Source organism: Aeromonas molluscorum 848, assembly GCF_000388115.1.
GTDB lineage: Bacteria > Pseudomonadota > Gammaproteobacteria > Enterobacterales > Aeromonadaceae > Aeromonas > Aeromonas molluscorum.
In genome coordinates, this window is the sequence record NZ_AQGQ01000006.1 from 23,045 (window position 1) to 39,143 (window position 16,099).

The window sequence follows — 16,099 nt, forward strand, 5'->3', positions numbered from 1 at the left end:
ATCCCATGTACCAGACCCTGATCCCGGCCCTGCGCATCCACCCCCGTGTTTTGCCCCAGGGGGAGGAGAGCCTGCTGGCGGCGACCGAGTTTGACCGGGCTCGCATCGTGCAGGCGGCGCCGGTGCGCCGCTTGCAGCAGAAGACTCAAGTATTCCCTCTTGACGTTAAGGCATCGGTGCGTAGCCGATTGACTCACTCCCTGGAGGTGCAGGAGACGGGCCGTCAGATCAGCCGCCAGATTTTAGGGGCACTGCCCCCTGATGCCGTCTGTCCCTGGTCTTTTATCAATCTGGTGGAGATGGCCTGCCTGCTCCATGACGTGGGCAACCCGCCATTTGGCCATTTTGGCGAGCAGGTGATGGGGCAGTGGCTCGGCGAACAGCTCGATCCGCTGTTTGCTGCCGCCGTGGGGCAGGGGAGCGAGCAGTGGCCGCTATTGCGAGCGGATCTGCTCGGCTTTGATGGCAATGCCCAGAGCCTGCGTCTGGTGCACAGCCTGCATGAACTCAACCTGACCCTGGGCCAGCTGGCGGCCTTGTGCAAGTATCCGGAGCAGCTCAGCCACGCCGGGGGGCTCGCCCAGCACCACGGCTGGGCGACCAAGCGTGGCATCTTCTTCAGTGAACAACCCCTCTATGCACAGCTGAGTCTGAGCCTGGGGTTGGCGCCTGGTTGCCGCCATCCGTTGGTCTACATCATGGAGGCGGCGGATGACATCTCCTATTGCATCGCAGATCTCGAAGATGCGGTGGATAGACGCATTCTCAGTCAGAGCGAGCTGAGGCGCGCGTTGGCCCGGGCGGATGAGGGAGACTATATGCAGGCCCTGTTGCATGCGTCCCGGCAGGCTCCCGAGGGATTCTTCCCCCACTTTAGGCAGCGACTGACCGATGATCTGGTGGCCCTGGCGGCGCAGACCTATCTGGCCGAGCATGATGCCATTCTCTGCGGCAGTTATCCCCATGCGCTACTCAGTGGTCAGGCCCCGGCGGCGCGGGTGCTCGAGACCCTGAAACAAGTGGCCCGTGAACAGGTCTTCATGCGCCCGGAGGTGGAAGCGCTGGAGCTCGAAGGCTACGCCGCCCTGCGCGGTGTGTTGTCGACCTACTCCTGCTTGCTGGCCCTGCCCGAGCCCCAGTTTGAACGCTTGCTGGCAGGGGTGGGGGGAGCCGAACTCTTCTTCGCCCGCCGCCTGTTCCACCGCTTGTCGGCGCGTCATCTCAAGGCATACCGCCTGGCGGTGGCGCACCCGGACACCCGCTTTCAGCGCCGCACCGAGCAGGAGTGGTACTACCGGATGCGGCTGCTGCTCGATTACGTCAGCGGCATGACGGATACCTATGTGCTGGAGGAGTACCGGCTGCTCTCCGGTATCTGAAGTGGTTATCCCGCAGTGACAGGCTGAAGTGGTCACCCTCCCCAGATGGGGGTGAGAGCAAGGGGGATAGTTGAATTGAATCCGCTGCTTTTTTACACTCTCGACACTTGTTCCACTTTTCACCCTAAGGAGACGAATATGCAACAGTCAATGTTCAACGTTGCGACTCGACACGGCACTGACCGTGTGTCCATTCGTACCCTTTTGCCGCGTGGAGTGGGCAGGTAACACTGTCACTATTTATCACCCGCGGTTCTTCCGCCGGGTGAATTTCCCCGCTCTTCGGGAGAACTGCAACGTTCAAACGGAGAGATCATATGTCTATCGAACTGACCCTGCTGCGTGGCGCTGCGCGCCTCATCGAGTTTCGTATCACCCGTATCGAGCAGCGCCGTACCCTGCTCAATCTCTCGCCCGCCCTGCTCAAAGACATTGGGCTGGAAGGAGAGGCCGTGCAGGTTTCCCACCTGCGCGAGCGGGAATACCAAACCGATTACCGGCTTGGGAATCGAATAACCTGATGGATGGGGGCAAGGTCCCCATCCCGGCTAACAGCGGGCCCCCAGGGGCCCGTTTCGCCGAAAGTCACCCACTCTTCCCCGGTATTTCTCCTCATGAACCCTAGCCCCACGTCCGATAAGTCCTAAAGGGCCATCTGCTAGTGAGGCCAGTGGCTGCCCCTGCCAGCAGTGTCTGTGATAATCTCGAACCTGGTTGGCAAGGATCCACCCAGCCATCAGTAGAGGTCGCTACAGGTGGCATCCCCTGGTCGCCAGACTCATCGACTCAGCGCTCAAGCGCTCTCCCCGGAACAAGGATGTTCATGAAAATTGCCGCAAAACTGTTACTCGCCTTCGGCTTTGTCAATCTGCTGATCCTGCTATCAGCGGTACTCATTCATCATCAACAGAACAAGATAGGTGCCTCGGAGCAGGCACTGATGCACCAAGCCCTGCCCGCCTTGCAGCGAGATGAGGCGAGCCAGAAAGCGTTGGTGGCCACCGTCTCAGCCTTGCGTGGTTATCTCATCCTCGGTGAGGATCCCGGTCAGGCGCAGCGGCTCAAGCAAGAGTGGCAAGCTGCCTGGCAGCTTATCGAGGGGCAGACCATGGCGCCGGCGCTGGGTGAGCGCTTGGCCGCCTTCAAGCTGAGTCAGCAACAGCTGTGGGAGCTGGCCCATACCGACGACAACTTGCCGGCCCATACCCTGATGTTGCAGGAGGCGGGCCCCCTGGCGGAGGCGGCCCTCGATCAGTTGCAGTCGTTCACCAACGAGGAGGTGGCGAGCGAGGAGAGCCAGTTGTCCGGAGACAGACGCCGCCTGCTCAAACAGGTAGGTGATGCTTATAACGGTCTCTCCAATGCTCTCTCGGCACTGCGCGACTACCTCATCTCGGGGGAGGGGGACTATCGTCAGAAGTATCAGGATTACTACCAGTTCCATCGCCAACGGGTTGCGGAGATCAAGGGGCAGGCTGCCGACTTCACCGAGGCGCAAAAGAGGCTCTGGGATCTGTTCGAGGAGATGTCGACTCCCTTCAGTGACCTGGTCGAGCAGGTGATCGCCAAGCGTCAGGCACCGGACTGGAACCGAGCCAACTATCTGATGGCCAAAGAGATAGAACCGGCGCTGCAGGAGCTGGCCGCTCAGCTTGCGGAGCAGGTCAGTCAGACCCATGCCGAGGTGGAGCGAATGGGTGTGCAGATGGATGGCGCCAGTAGTCGCATTCGCACCATGCTGCTTGTCTCCACGTTGGCGGTTTTGCTGCTCAGTACCCTGGTGGCGCTCTGGATCAGCCGCCATCTGACGACGGACATCCGGCTGCTCGAGCGCCGTGCCAGTCTGGTGGCATCCGGCTGCTTGCCCGCCGAACCATTGCCGCTGCATCGCCGGGATGAGCTGGGTGGGCTGACCGGTTCTCTCAACCAGATGTCGGCCCAATTGCGCCAGCTGGTGGCCGATATTCAGGAGGCGGTCAACCGGGTGAGGGCGCTTGTGGTGACGTGAGCAGCACGACCCGCACCATAGTGCAGGATCTCACCAGCCAGCATCAGCGGGTGGATAGTGTCGCCGCCGCCATTGAACAGATCTCTGTCACCAGTGAGGATGTGGCGGGCAATATAGCCCAAGCTGCTCGCGCCGCGGCAGATGCCGAAGTGCAAAGCCGGGCGGGGGAGCAGGCACTTGGCCAGATGGTGGACACCATCGGGCGCCATCGCGGCCATGATAGCCGAGGCCAATGGCGCCATGACGAGGCTTAGCGAGCAAAGCGAGCAGGTGGGCAGAGTCACCGAGGTGATCGCCACCATCGCCGAGCAGACCAATCTGCTGGCCCTTAATGCCGCCATCGAGGCGGCGCGGGCCGGGGAGCAGGGGCGAGGTTTCGCCGTGGTGGCTGATGAGGTGCGCCAGCTGGCCAGCCGTACCAGCCAGTCCACCGCCGAGATCAGTCAGACCATCGCCAGCATCCAGCAGCAGACCCGTCAGACCGTGGCCACGGTGAGCGGTGGTACCTTGCTGGTGGAGGAGGGGAGCCGGGCGGTCGGCAGCGTCAGTCAGACCTTGCAGGGGGCCATCGGCCAGGTACAGGCGCTGTGCGAGCAGCTTGCCGCCATAGCCACGGCCACTGAGCAGCAATCGCGCACCGCCAGGGAAGTGGCCGGCACTGTGGAGGAGATAGCCGGACTCAGCGCCCAGTCAAGCCGCCATAGCCAGCAGGGGGAGGCCATCGTCGCCCGCCTGTCTCAAGACACGGGCCGTCTGAGTCGGGCGATCAGCCGCTTCGAACTGCAATGACGTGACCATCGATAAGAAGGCCCCGCAGCCTGTCAGGTTGCGGGGCCTTTTGCATTGTCTGCTTACGTGCTCCGGGCGGGGAACCCTATCAGTCCAGACGCAGGAAGGCCTGGTTGTCGAAGCTGCTGCTGGTTTCCTGATTGAGCAGGCTGACCAGCAAGAAGGGTGCGCTTCTCGCCATCGGGAGCCAGCTCAGTTCAGACGCCGGAAGGCCTGGGTTGTCGAAGCTGCTGCTGGTTTCCTGATTGAGCAGGCTGACCAGCAAGATAGCCCGCTTCTCGCCATCCGGCTCCAGATAGATTGCCTCGAATCCGGCCAGGGGGCCTGACTCGATGAGCACCTTGTCGCCCTGGCTCGGCAGGCAAGCGTAGCTGGCTCTCGCCTCATCGCTGTCATCCTTGCTCATCAGCTGATAGACGAGCTGACTGCTGATGGGGGTCCACTCCCGACCGAAGTGGATGATGCGGCTGATGCCCCGGGTCGATTTGAGGGTGACGGGGGTCACCTCTTCTAGGTCCACGTAGATGAACAGGTAGTTCGGGAACATGGGCTCGCGCACCGGTACGCGTTTGCCACGGCGCAGCTTTTCGACTTCCACCATGGGGTAATAGGATTCAATGCCTTGAGCTGCCAAATGGACTCGGGCGCGCGCCTCTTCCTTGGGTTTGCAATAGGCCAGATACCATAGTTTCATGTTTCTTATTTCTTATCGTCATCGTGCCCGAGGCTATGATAGCGGCAGAGATAAAAAAGGCCACGTTGACGTGGCCTTTTTTGCTGGTGTGGCGGGTGACTTACCAGCCTTTGACCAGTCCACCGTTGAACAACGTCATGCCTTTTTGGTAGACCTCATCGGTCTGGAACGCTTGGACGAACTGTTTGACCTTCTCGTCATCCTTGTTGTCTTCACGGGCGACGATCAGGTTGACGTAGGGGGACTCTTTATCTTCAACAAACAGACCATTCTGGGTCGGGGTCAGCCCAATCTGACCGGCGAAGGTGTTGTTGATGATGGAGAGAGAGACATCTTCCAGGGAGCGCGGTAGCTGAGCGGCTTCCAGCTCAACAATCTTGAAGTTGCGCGGATTGGCCGTGATGTCCAGCACTGTCGCTTCCAGACCCGCGCCCTCTTTCAGGGTCAGCAGACCCTGTTTTTCCAGCAGGATCAGGGAGCGACCGAGGTTGGTCGGGTCGTTCGGGACGGCAATCTGGTCGCCATCTTTCAGTTCGCTCAGCGCTTTGATCTTTTTGGAGTAACCGGCAATCGGGTAGACGAAGGTGTTGCCGACCGGCACCAGCTTGAAGCCACGATCACGGATCTGGGCATCCAGGTACGGCTTGTGCTGGAAGGCGTTGATGTCGATGCTGCCATCGTTCAGGGCCACGTTGGGGGTGACATAGTCGGAGAAGGTCACCACTTCGACGTTCAGGCCGTATTTCTCCTTGGCGATCTTGGCTGCGGTCTCGATAAGTTCAGTCTCGGGACCGGCAATGGCGCCTATCTTCAGGGTCTTGCTCTCTTCTTTCTGGCCGCAAGCGGTCAGAACCAGACCAGCCAGCAGGGCCGCCGCGATGGATTTAATACCTAATTTCATAAAAACCTCCTGTTTAGAAATCGATGCTCAGCGATGATCGCATTGCTTGACCAGACGCTCACCCGCGCTCTGGATGAGTTGAACCAGTACGACCAGAATGGCCACTGTTACCAGCATGACGGTCGGGTCGAAACGCTGATAGCCGTAACGTATGCCCACGTCTCCCAGGCCACCGCCCCCGATGGCACCGGCCATGGCGGAGTAGTTCACCAGTGTGACGAGGGTAATGATGACGCTGTTGAGGATGCCGGGCAGGGCTTCTGGCAGCAACACCTTGGTGATGATCTGCAATGGCTTGGCACCCATGGCCTTGGCCGCCTCGAGCAAGCCATCCGGCACTTCCATCAGGGCCCCTTCCACCAGACGGGCGATGAAGGGGATTGCGCCTATGGTCAGCGGCACTATGGCGGCTATGGTGCCGATGCTGGTGCCGACGATGAGCCGGGTCAGCGGTATGATGGCGACCAGCAGTATGATGAAGGGCACTGAGCGGCCTATGTTGACCACGATGCCAAGCAAGCGGTTCAGCAGCGGGTTGGCCAGGATCTGACCCGGCTTGGTCACATAGAGGGCGACGCCCAAGGGCAGGCCGAGCAGGCAACCGAACAGGGCGGAGGCTGACACCATGATCAGGGTGTCGCCCAGGGCCGTGATGAGCAGATTAATCATGGCGTCGGACATAACCCATTACCTCCAGCTGTATGTGGTTGTCGATGAAGAATTGTTGGGTGGCCGCACACTGGGCCTCGTCCCCAAACACCTCTGCCAGCAGGAAGCCGAACTTGACTCCTCCTGCGTATTCGATGTCCGCCGCCAGTATGCTGACGTCTATGTTGAAGCGGCGACTCGCCTCGGAGATGAGCGGGCTGTCGACGCTGGCTCCGGTGAAGCCGAGCTTGAGCAGCGGGTAGCTGTTGGGCTCCCGGGTCGGAGTCATCCTGTCCTGATACTCCTGGGGCACATCCAGGTGGATGGTGGAGTGGATGAAGTCACGGGCCAGCTGGGTTTTGGCATTGCTGAAGAACCAGGCGACCTCGCCCTGCTCTATCAGGCTGCCGTCGCTGATGATGGCGACTTCATCACAGATGCCTTTCACCACGTCCATTTCGTGGGTGATGAGCAATATGGTCAGTCCCAGCTTGACGTTGATCTCCTTGAGCAGGGTCAGGATAGAGCGAGTGGTCTGGGGATCCAGGGCCGAGGTGGCTTCATCGCACAGCAATACCTTGGGAGCCGGAGCCAGAGCGCGGGCAATGGCAACCCGCTGCTTCTGGCCGCCGGAGAGCTCGGACGGATAAGCATGGGCGCGGGCCTCAAGGCCAACCAGCGCTAGCAGCTCATCGACCCGTCCCTTGATGCGGGCCTTGTCCCAACCAGCCAGCTCCAGGGGGAAGGCCACGTTGGCGAAGACGCTGCGCGAGGAGAGCAGATTGAAGTGCTGGAAAATCATGCCAATTTGGCGGCGTGCCAAGGTCAACTCGGCGTCGCTGAGGGCGGTCAGATCCTGGTCATCGACTACCACCTTACCGTTTGTGGGACGTTCGAGCAGGTTGACGCAGCGAATGAGAGTGCTCTTGCCGGCACCGGAGGCACCTATCACACCGAAAATCTTGCCCTGGGGTACATGCAGGCTCACGTCACGCAGGGCGTGTACGGCATCACTGCCTTTCCCGTAGACTTTGTTGAGGGCATTCAACTTGATCATGGATTCTTCCGTGCCAAAGCCTTAAAGCACAGGGCGCTACAGGCGGGTAAATTGGGCAGAGGTTACACTGGGTTTGCTCTGTCATCATGGTTGATGATGCTAAGATGTCTGGATGGCTATGTCAATGTGTGTTTCTACGTCTAGACGTCTAAAATATGGATATCAATAGTCGGATATTCGCTATAAAAAAACCGCTCCGAAGAGCGGTTCAGGTCACCTGGGTCAGGTGAGAGGGGCAATGCCCTCCGGGGCTATTGGGTCTTGCTGCTATTGGCCTCCTGGCTCTGCTCCTTGAGGAAGCTGATCCAGGGGGTGGCCCGGCCGCTGACCTGGCCATTCTGGGCGGCCTGGGTAAACGCGGTGAGTGCCTCCTTGGGGCGGTTTTGCTCGAAATAGGCAACCCCGGTCAGAAACTTGAGGTCAGCCCGCTGCTCGCCGCTGGCATTGCCCGCCGGCTTGCCCGTCAAGGCGACCAGATCCTGATAGCGCTTGCTCTGGATCATCATGCGCGCCATCTTGAGCTGCAGCTCGGCATTGGGCGCCTGGCGGTAGGCCGTCATCAGGGTATCGATGGCCGGGTTGAGCTCCTTGGCCTGATGCCAGTAGTTGGCCAGCGTCTTGAGGTTGGCCACGCTGCCATCTATCTGACCCGCCTTCATGGCCTTCTCCAGTACGCGGGCTCCGCGATGGGGGATGCCGGCGAAGGCGAGGTAGTTGGCCAGTCGCAGCAATTCGGGCTGCTCGGTCAACATGCCAAGTCGGTAGGCACTCTCAAGGGCCGCCAGCGCCTTGGCGTCATTACCCGCCTGCATGTACATGGCCGAGAGCTGGGTCCAGTACTTCTTTTTCTCCGGGAACATGCCGACCAGGGTGGTCAGTACCTCGGTGGCCGGCTTGTACTGTTTCAGCTCGTAGTGCGCCCCCATCTTGAGCAGATACCAGGACTCTGGCGCCTTGCCGGCGGAGAGTTTTATTGCCTGATCCACTGCCGGAATGGCTTCCCGATACTGCTTGAGCTGGACATGGGCGTTGGCCAGGGTGATGTAGGCATGAGGTGTTGGCTTGTCATCCTTGCCAAGGTTGGCAAACCACGCCTTCATGGTCGTCACAGACCCGTTGAAATTGCCATCGGCCATATAAAGCTGGGCCAGGTTGTAGCGCACCTGCTGGGCCACGGGTTGGGGAAGACCGCCGGTCGCAATGGCATCGGCGAAGTACTTGGTTGCCTTGCCGTATTGATCCTGCTGCGCCGCCACAAAACCCAGGGTTTGCAGTATCACGCCCTTGTCATAGACCTTCTCGCCAGCCCCCGACAGGGCTTCTTGCAGCTTGGCATTGGCCTCGCCATATTTCTTGGCGGCAATCAGCTCCTGGGCCTTGTTGACCGCGCGGTAGGCACGGTCAGACAGTGAGGGTTGCTCGGCGGCCCAGCTGGCAGTGCTCATCAACACGGCCAGGGCGACCGGGGCCAATATCCCCTTGTGTAACTTGTTCATCGCCACCTTCCTTAGTTGACCGCGAATTCGATCTCTTGCTGCATGCGACTCGCCTGCGGCTTGCCATCGACCATGGCCGGTTTGAATGTCCACTTGGCCACCGTCTTGCGCGCCTCCTTGCCGAGGTCGTAGCTGCGGGGCTGTTCCTTGACGACCCGCACATTGCTGACGGTGCCGCGCTCGGTGACGGTAAACTCCAGCAACACCTTGCCAGATGCCAAGCCCGCCAGAGCGGCCTTGCGCGGCATCATGGGCTCGAAGGTCGCCAGTGGTATGGCGCCGTTGTTGCCGCCCATGCCACCGCCGCCCCCCCCAGTGCTGTAGGCGCCGAGGGCATTGCCCCCCGCGATGTTGACCGGCAAGTCCAGCTTGGGCATGTCCATGGCCATGGTCTGCATCTGCGGCTTGTCCGGGCTTGACACCTCCATCTCGGGAGGCGGTGGCGGTCGCTTGGGCGGCGGCGGTTTGGGCAGTTCTCTCTGCTTCTCTTGCAGCGTCTCCTGGGGCTTGAGGCGGACAAAATCGACCATGCTGACGTCGTCTTGTTCCAACAGCTCCCGGCGATCCTGGTTAACCAGCTTGTCCATTCCCCAGAACAGGCCGAATACCACCAGAAAAGCGGCTGCGAAGGATATCAGGTATCTCATTGGTGACCCCTGGCATCAGCCTTCTTTGTTGGCCGCGATGGAGATGTTCTGCACCCCGGCCATGCGGATCTGATCCATGACTTCCACCACGATACCGGACTTGGATTCGGTATCGGCCTGGATTACCACGGCGCCCTCCGGGTTCTCGGCACGCAGTCGCTCGATGTTGGCACGCACGGCGCCCACCTCGACCTGACGCTTGTCGACCCAGACCTGACCGTTCTCACGTACGGCCACCATGATGTTGCCTTTCTTGACCGTTTCGGCGGTATTGGCGCTGGGGCGATTGATCTCGACCCCGGCCTCCTTGACGAACGAGGTGGTGACGATGAAGAAGATCAGCATGATGAACACTATGTCCAGCATGGGGGTCATATCGATCGCCGCCTCGTCTGCGCTGCTCGCGCTGTGACGCTTTCTCATAGCAAAAACTCCTTGCTTGTCGCGGGTGGCAAAGTCGGGCTTTGCCACCGAATCATTCCCTGACTCAACCGTGCTTCAGGCTGTCTTCCAGCTTGTCGACCGCGAGCCTGGCTTTATGCTCGAGGCGGCTGGCGAAGAACAGACCCGAGAGGGAGGCCACCATGCCAGCCATGGTTGGAATGGTGGCCTTGGAGATACCGGAGGCCATGGCCCGTGGCGATCCCGTGCCCGTGATGGCGAGGGTGTCAAACACCTGCACCATGCCAACCACAGTGCCAAGCAGGCCCATCAGCGGGCAGAGGGCGATCAGCACCTTGATGACTGGCATCCCTTTGTCCACTGCCAGGGCCACCCTGGACACCAGCTCACGCCGGATCTGCCTGGCAGACCAGGATCTATGGTCACTGCGGGCCAGCCAGGTGTGCTGGGTTCCCCTGGCTTGCTGCGGATAGACGGTCAGAAAATAGATCCAGCGCTCGAGCAACAAGGCCCACATCAAGAGGGTGAGGAAGAAGATGGCGACCAGCACATCTCCCCCCATGCCCAGAAAGCGCCGGATGGATTCCACTTCCTCAATCAACCAGAACCACATGGAAGACTCCTTAGGCTGCGGCTTTGGCGGCGTGCAGACTTTCCTGATAACGGGCCACGAAACCCGCGCTCTGCTCTTCCAGCACCTGGATCAGGCGACGGCTCTGGGTCTGTACCACCGTGTAGAGGAACAGCATGGGCACCGCGACCACCAGGCCTTGCATGGTGGTGACCAGGGCCTCCGAGATGCCGCCAGCCATCAGCTTGGGATCGCCTGTACCAAACAGGGTGATGGCCTGGAAGGTCGCAATCATGCCGACTACCGTACCCAGCAGACCCAGCAGGGGGGCGACCGAGGCGATCAGCTTGATGATGCCCACGCCCTTCTCCAGGGTCGGCACATTGCGCAATATCACCTCGTCGAGCTTGGACTCCAGATCCTCGATGTTGTCGCCCTTGTGACCTTGATAGGCGGTCAGCATTTCACCCAGCGGGTTGCCCTTGATGATGGCGTCCGACTTCATCTGCTTGCGCATGGCGCCGCCGATGAGGGAGAGACGGGCACCGCAGAACAGAGCGATCAGCAAGCCAACGGCGCCCAGCGCCAGGATGACGTAACCGACCACGCCGCCCTGATCGATACGCTCGGCCAGGGTAGGGGATTGCACCAGCAGCGAGAGGATGACGCCGCGAGAGGGATCCACGTAGATGGGTTCAAGCCCGGCCCCCCCTTTCTCGAAGTCGGCGATGAGGGAGGTCATCTTGCTGTCCGGTTGACGGGAGAGCTCCTCGAACTTGCCGGTTTCGGGGACGAAGTTCAGGTACTTGCCATCGGCAACCGTGTTGAACTCGCCAATCTGGGTGACGGTTTTATCGGCCTGGCTACCCTCGCCATAGACGACTGTGGCCGGGATCTGACTCACTTTTCCAGCATCGACCATGCGACTGAGGATGGTGGTCCAGAAGGCTTCCAGCTCCTGGCTTGAGGGCAGCTCCTTGCTATCGGCCAGTTTGGCCAGCAGCGGGGCCTGATCCGGATGCTCGACCCGCATCGGCGAGGCATTGAAGATGCCCTTGAACTCACCGGCGAACTGACGCACCACGCCGAACATCTCCCCCATGTTGCCGGAGCGCTGGCGCAGGGTCTCGGTCAGCTCGGTGAGTTGCTTGTCGTTGGCATCGAAGCTGGCCTTGAGCTGATCGCCTTTGGCCGTTTCGGCAGCCAGGTCGGCCTTGGCCTTGGCCAGCAGGTTGGCCTGCTCGTTCTTGTCGGCCAGGAAGCGGGCCTCCCGCTCTTTGTTGAGCTGGGATTCGGTCAGGCTGTCGGCCTTGATTTGGCTGAGCAGGGCATTGAGATCCACCGGCTTCTCGGCGGCGGTGACCGGCAGGGTGAACAGGGCGGCACCCGCTATCAGCGAGGCGATCGTGAGTCTGAGTCCTTTCATGATGCTTTCTCCGCAGTTTGAACCGGCAGCTTGATCAGGGCAGGGGGGGCCTGCTTCTTGGCGATGCGAAGGCCTTGTTCAACTGCACTGCGATACTCCTGGGGCAGCGCTTCCCACTGGCGGGTCTGCTTGTTCCATACCCCTGTCTCCATCCCGTCCGGGGATTGGTAGAGCAGGGCGATGCGGCCGACGCGCAGGAATTCATAGGTCTTCTGGGCGCCATCTTTTTCCAGACTGGCCTTGTAGGCTTCAATGGTGCGACTGAAGCCCTCTTCGATCTGGTAGGCCTCGAGGATCTTGCGGTATTTTTCCGAGATGGTGACATCGGCCCTGTCCATCAGGTGGGTCAGGGCGGCGACCCTGTCTTCACGCTCCACCTTCTGGAACGGCAAATCCAGGCTCACGAACTGGTCGAGGGCGTCAATCATCTTGAGCATCAACGGCACCACTTCGGTGCTGGTCTGATCAATCTGGGCTATCTGGCGCTGCATCGAGGCCAGCTCGCTGCTCTGGGAGTCGACCATCTTGCCGACCTGTTCGTTATAGACGTGCAGGCTGTCGAGCTGACGCAGGCTCGCCTTGTACTGGGCCAGGGCTGATTCTGCGGTTTCGGCGTAGCTATCTATCTTTTGCTGAGACACTTTCGAGGCATTGTCGGTGGCTGCCTGAGTGTCCACGGCTTGCCCTGCGGTGGCAGCACTCAGGTTGAAGCTGGTCAACAGAGCGGCCGATATCAGGCTGCCCAGAAGCGCTTTCTTCATTGCAATAGTCCTTGTTTTCATAGGATTACCCTATCTCCGTTACTTCCTTGGGACCTTGGGTAAAGCCGGCCCGAAGGCCGGCTCACTGTGATGTCAGCAAAAGGATTAGAACTTCTGGGTGTAGTCGAGGTAGTAGATGCGACCGTCAATGCTGTAGATGTCTTCGTCATAGGTGAAGCCATCGCTCTCGAGAGACGGAATACGGTTGAACATGTTCTTCACACCGGCCTGCAGCTTGCCATCCCAGGGGGTATCGACCCCGACGTTCAGATTCCAGGTGGTGTTGGAGGCGATGTGGCCCGTCTCTTCACCGCTGTCGGCGAGATAATCCTGGCTCTGGGAGTCGATGTAGTTCGCGCTCAGGTAGGTATCCATGTTCCACCACTGCGGCACGTTCACGCCTATCCCCGAGTTGAAGCGCAGCTGCGGCTTGCCGTTCTGGCCTATCTTGTCAATCTCTGGGCCACCGGCGTAGAGACCTTCCTTGTACTCCAGGATGTAGGTGCTGCCGAAGTCATAGCGGATGGTGGCGAAGTTCAGGTCGTAGCGATAATCCGCCTTGAAGTCCAGACCGCTGGTGTTGAGATCTCCCAGGTTGACCATGGGTGCGGTGACCGAGCGGATCTTGCCATCACTGCGACGCTCGACCAGGCTGGAACCGCCGTTGTTGAGCTCGTCATAGATGATGGACTGGGTGGAGTTGAGCTGGATGACGTCCTCAATCTTGATGATGTAGTAGTCCAGGGAGAAGTTCAGATCGTCGACTGGGCTGTAGCTGGCACCGAAGTTCAAGGTGTTGGCCGTCTCTTCCTTCAGCTCCTCGTTGGAGGTACGGACCGTGGTGTACTGCTGGTTCGGGCAGTCTGCCGCGGAGATGCCGTTGTTCTGGCAGTAGACGTAATCCTTGGCCCAGTCCGCCGAGTCAGCATTCGCCGCATAGAGATCCTGCAGGCTGGGGGCGCGGAAGGATTGCGACCAGGAGGTGCGGAACATCAGGTTGTCCAGGGGCTGATAGCGCACGCTGGCCTTGGGCGAGAAGGCGCTGCCAAAGTCGCTGTACTTGTCATAACGACCAGCGATGCTCAGCTCGACCTCGTCCAGTACCGGGATCAGAGTCTCCACATAGACAGCTGTGACGTTGCGATCGCCGCCGGAGGAGTTGCCGGAAGAGCCTATGATGTTGCCCGCTTCGGACTGGGCATCATATTTGTCGGCGTAGACCCAGTCGTTGTACTCGGCCCCCGCGTACCAGCTGACCGGACCGGCAGGCAGCTCGCCCATGTCCCATTGCACACCGGCATACCACTGGTAGAAGTCCATGGTGGCGCGGCGGCTGGTGTCGGCCGCCATGGAGGCGGTGGTGCCGGCATCAAACTCGCCGTTGACGAACTTGCCATCGGCCACAGCCTGCTGGGCGGCGGGGGCCAGCACGTAACCGGTACCGTTCTCCTTGTTGTCGGTTTTGGAGTACATGTAACCGGCGTTCCAGATCAGATCGCCGACGGCTTCGGTGGGCAGGGTGCCCTCGAACGCCAGGTTGAGGCTGCCGGTGGTATCTGTGACCAGATTGTCACGGGTGCCAACGTTGTTGAAGCGGTAGTAGACGTAGGCGGCCTCGCCCAAGCTCTGGGTGGCGCTGGCATCCAGGCCGTTCTGGTTGTAGAAGTTGGCATTTTTCGGGTTGGCCGCATCCACGGTAAAGGCGCCAGCTGCCGGGGCGAAGCGCCCGAAGCTCTCAACCCGGGAGGCGACTATCTGCGGCACGAAATCGACGCTGTCGTTGATATGGTAACGGCCGTTGAGGTAGAGGGTATCCCGGCTGCGCGAAGCCGTCTTGGCGGCGACCTGACCGTAGTCATAGTTGCAGCCACCATCGAAATTGGTGAAGGGCTCTTTACAGGTGCCGTTGGCATCCGTGGCGCCTGCCAGGGGACCATATGTCCACTGGGCATCGCCATTGCCATCGACACCGGTGATGCCTTCGACGTTACGGCCATAGGCGCTCGGTGACTCCTTGCCCTGCTTGACCAGATAGTCGCGATCCCGGGAGTAGATGATGTCTTTTTTGTCGTGCTCATAGACGGCCATCAGGGAGCCTTTCTCCCCGGTGATCCCGGCCATCACGGAGCCGCTCTTCTCGTCACCGCCGTCTTCAGACGGGCTACCGAGGCGCCCCTGGAACTGCAGGCCCTCGTAGTCCTGCTTGAGGATGACGTTGATCACGCCGCCGATGGCATCGGAGCCATAGATGGCGGAGCCGCCGTCCAGGTTGACTTCGACCCGCTCAACGGCCGCCATGGGAATGGTGTTGAGGTTGATGGCGGTGCCACCCATGGTGGGAGAACCCGCGACCCGCTTGCCGTTAAGCAGTACCAGCGTTCGCTCTGAACCCAGGCCACGCAGGCCGACCGTGCCCTGTGACTGGAAGGAGCTGCCCGAGGAGGGGGAGACGCCACCGAAGGAGTTGTAGGAAGCCTGCTTGAGGTAGTCAGCGACGGTTTGCTGGCCGGATTGTTCTATCTGGGCCTTGCTGACGGAGACGACAGGGGTGGAGCCTTCGACATCGACGCGGGAGATGCGTGAGCCAGTGACCTTCATTTTCTGCAGCTGTTCAACGGATTGGCCCTCTCCTTCGGCATAGACAGAGGGGGCAACTACTGCGGCAGCGCTCGCCAACGCGAACGCGATGGCAGCAGAGATCCTGCTTTTCCTAAGCATCGCTTATATCCTTCCTGGTTGTTTATTGTTTGCTTCCTGAACCGCCCTCGTTGGAGCGGTGCGTAAGGCTTATCAAGTTTTGGCGGCGGGAGTCAATTGATGGTCACTGTATGGGGAGTGCATGCATTTTGGCGGCGCAATATTAAATGCATAACGTTTTCTTGGTTATATATTCTGACATTACGCAAAATACAAGGTTAATATTGTGTTAATTGGCTTTGTTGCAAAGTATTTGTTTGATGCTGAACTTATTAATGACGATGAGGTCTTGCTGGTTTTCATCTCACTTTTCCAGCCCTTTACGATATTTCACTCTGCTGGGTCGTGAGGTTAACCCGATAAGTGCATTGACTGGTCAGATGAGGTGTTCGTTTATTGCTTCTTTATAGTCACTTAATAGGTTGTTTGTTAAGCGATTGATTTTTATGCGATTAAATTAAATCTCTACATGGTTAAAACAAATTTTAAATGTTTTGAATATTTTTTTGATTAGTGGTTTTTTATTTCGAATTTAGGTTTTCAGCAAAAAAAGTGCAGAGGTTTACGCTGCATGCGACATGCAAGGGGATGGCCTGAGAGCAAGGGTTCGTTTTACTTGATTT

Annotated in this window: 12 protein-coding genes and 2 pseudogenes; 3 read left to right on the top strand and 11 right to left on the bottom strand. The window is 59.5% G+C overall.

Annotated features, from left to right (window positions below):
- Positions 1 to 5 precede the first annotated feature (5 nt).
- The 3 genes and pseudogenes from dgt (at position 6) to G113_RS21675 (ending at position 4,176) form a co-directional block, all read left to right on the top strand.
- A complete protein-coding gene (gene dgt / locus G113_RS02325; RefSeq protein WP_005892504.1) occupies positions 6 to 1,379 on the top strand; it encodes a dGTPase in 1,374 nt (457 codons plus the stop codon).
- A 317-nt stretch (positions 1,380 to 1,696) separates the two neighbouring features.
- Complete coding sequence (locus tag G113_RS02330) at positions 1,697 to 1,900, top strand: DUF1127 domain-containing protein (RefSeq protein ID WP_005892507.1); 204 nt, start codon at positions 1,697 to 1,699, stop codon at positions 1,898 to 1,900.
- A 302-nt stretch (positions 1,901 to 2,202) separates the two neighbouring features.
- Positions 2,203 to 4,176, top strand: a pseudogene (locus tag G113_RS21675) (methyl-accepting chemotaxis protein).
- Between the two features lie 192 nt (positions 4,177 to 4,368).
- Here the strand turns inward: G113_RS21675 and rfaH are convergent.
- The 11 genes and pseudogenes from rfaH to G113_RS02395 all read right to left on the bottom strand — a co-directional run bounded on the left by rfaH (position 4,369) and on the right by G113_RS02395 (position 15,497).
- Positions 4,369 to 4,870 (bottom strand): annotated as a pseudogene (gene rfaH / locus G113_RS02345) (transcription/translation regulatory transformer protein RfaH).
- A 100-nt stretch (positions 4,871 to 4,970) separates the two neighbouring features.
- Positions 4,971 to 5,771, bottom strand: coding sequence for a methionine ABC transporter substrate-binding lipoprotein MetQ (gene metQ / locus G113_RS02350; RefSeq protein ID WP_005892510.1), 801 nt, complete (start codon positions 5,769 to 5,771; stop codon positions 4,971 to 4,973).
- Between the two features lie 27 nt (positions 5,772 to 5,798).
- Positions 5,799 to 6,452, bottom strand: a complete 654-nt coding sequence (locus G113_RS02355; RefSeq protein WP_005892511.1) for a methionine ABC transporter permease — start codon at positions 6,450 to 6,452, stop codon at positions 5,799 to 5,801.
- Entirely contained in the window at positions 6,433 to 7,476 is a 1,044-nt protein-coding gene (gene metN, locus G113_RS02360; RefSeq protein WP_005892513.1) for a methionine ABC transporter ATP-binding protein MetN, read from the bottom strand. Before metN ends, G113_RS02355 begins: the two co-directional genes overlap by 20 nt.
- Positions 7,477 to 7,727: 251 nt before the next feature.
- The gene (locus tag G113_RS02365; RefSeq protein WP_005892515.1) at positions 7,728 to 8,972 is read right to left on the bottom strand and encodes a tetratricopeptide repeat protein; all 1,245 of its coding nucleotides are present in this window, start codon (positions 8,970 to 8,972) and stop codon (positions 7,728 to 7,730) included.
- Positions 8,973 to 8,983: 11 nt separating this feature from the next.
- Complete coding sequence (locus G113_RS02370) at positions 8,984 to 9,619, bottom strand: energy transducer TonB (protein WP_005892518.1); 636 nt, start codon at positions 9,617 to 9,619, stop codon at positions 8,984 to 8,986.
- 15 nt (positions 9,620 to 9,634) lie between these two features.
- A complete protein-coding gene (locus G113_RS02375; RefSeq protein ID WP_005892521.1) occupies positions 9,635 to 10,042 on the bottom strand; it encodes an ExbD/TolR family protein in 408 nt (135 codons plus the stop codon).
- A 64-nt stretch (positions 10,043 to 10,106) separates the two neighbouring features.
- The gene (locus G113_RS02380; RefSeq protein WP_005892525.1) at positions 10,107 to 10,634 is read right to left on the bottom strand and encodes a MotA/TolQ/ExbB proton channel family protein; all 528 of its coding nucleotides are present in this window, start codon (positions 10,632 to 10,634) and stop codon (positions 10,107 to 10,109) included.
- A 10-nt stretch (positions 10,635 to 10,644) separates the two neighbouring features.
- Complete coding sequence (locus G113_RS02385; RefSeq protein ID WP_005892529.1) at positions 10,645 to 12,018, bottom strand: MotA/TolQ/ExbB proton channel family protein; 1,374 nt, start codon at positions 12,016 to 12,018, stop codon at positions 10,645 to 10,647.
- Positions 12,015 to 12,779, bottom strand: a complete 765-nt coding sequence (locus tag G113_RS02390) for a DUF3450 domain-containing protein (protein ID WP_005892532.1) — start codon at positions 12,777 to 12,779, stop codon at positions 12,015 to 12,017. The genes G113_RS02385 and G113_RS02390 overlap by 4 nt, the downstream gene beginning before the upstream one ends.
- A gap of 105 nt (positions 12,780 to 12,884) precedes the next feature.
- Complete coding sequence (locus tag G113_RS02395) at positions 12,885 to 15,497, bottom strand: TonB-dependent receptor plug domain-containing protein (RefSeq protein WP_005892535.1); 2,613 nt, start codon at positions 15,495 to 15,497, stop codon at positions 12,885 to 12,887.
- Positions 15,498 to 16,099 lie beyond the last annotated feature (602 nt).

Coding starts and splice junctions, on each gene's coding strand:
- dgt (WP_005892504.1), top strand. CDS start 6: ATGTACCAGACCCTGATCCCGGCCCTGCGCATCCACCCCCGTGTTTTG.
- G113_RS02330 (WP_005892507.1), top strand. CDS start 1,697: ATGTCTATCGAACTGACCCTGCTGCGTGGCGCTGCGCGCCTCATCGAG.
- metQ (WP_005892510.1), bottom strand. CDS start 5,771: ATGAAATTAGGTATTAAATCCATCGCGGCGGCCCTGCTGGCTGGTCTG.
- G113_RS02355 (WP_005892511.1), bottom strand. CDS start 6,452: ATGTCCGACGCCATGATTAATCTGCTCATCACGGCCCTGGGCGACACC.
- metN (WP_005892513.1), bottom strand. CDS start 7,476: ATGATCAAGTTGAATGCCCTCAACAAAGTCTACGGGAAAGGCAGTGAT.
- G113_RS02365 (WP_005892515.1), bottom strand. CDS start 8,972: ATGAACAAGTTACACAAGGGGATATTGGCCCCGGTCGCCCTGGCCGTG.
- G113_RS02370 (WP_005892518.1), bottom strand. CDS start 9,619: ATGAGATACCTGATATCCTTCGCAGCCGCTTTTCTGGTGGTATTCGGC.
- G113_RS02375 (WP_005892521.1), bottom strand. CDS start 10,042: ATGAGAAAGCGTCACAGCGCGAGCAGCGCAGACGAGGCGGCGATCGAT.
- G113_RS02380 (WP_005892525.1), bottom strand. CDS start 10,634: ATGTGGTTCTGGTTGATTGAGGAAGTGGAATCCATCCGGCGCTTTCTG.
- G113_RS02385 (WP_005892529.1), bottom strand. CDS start 12,018: ATGAAAGGACTCAGACTCACGATCGCCTCGCTGATAGCGGGTGCCGCC.
- G113_RS02390 (WP_005892532.1), bottom strand. CDS start 12,779: ATGAAGAAAGCGCTTCTGGGCAGCCTGATATCGGCCGCTCTGTTGACC.
- G113_RS02395 (WP_005892535.1), bottom strand. CDS start 15,497: ATGCTTAGGAAAAGCAGGATCTCTGCTGCCATCGCGTTCGCGTTGGCG.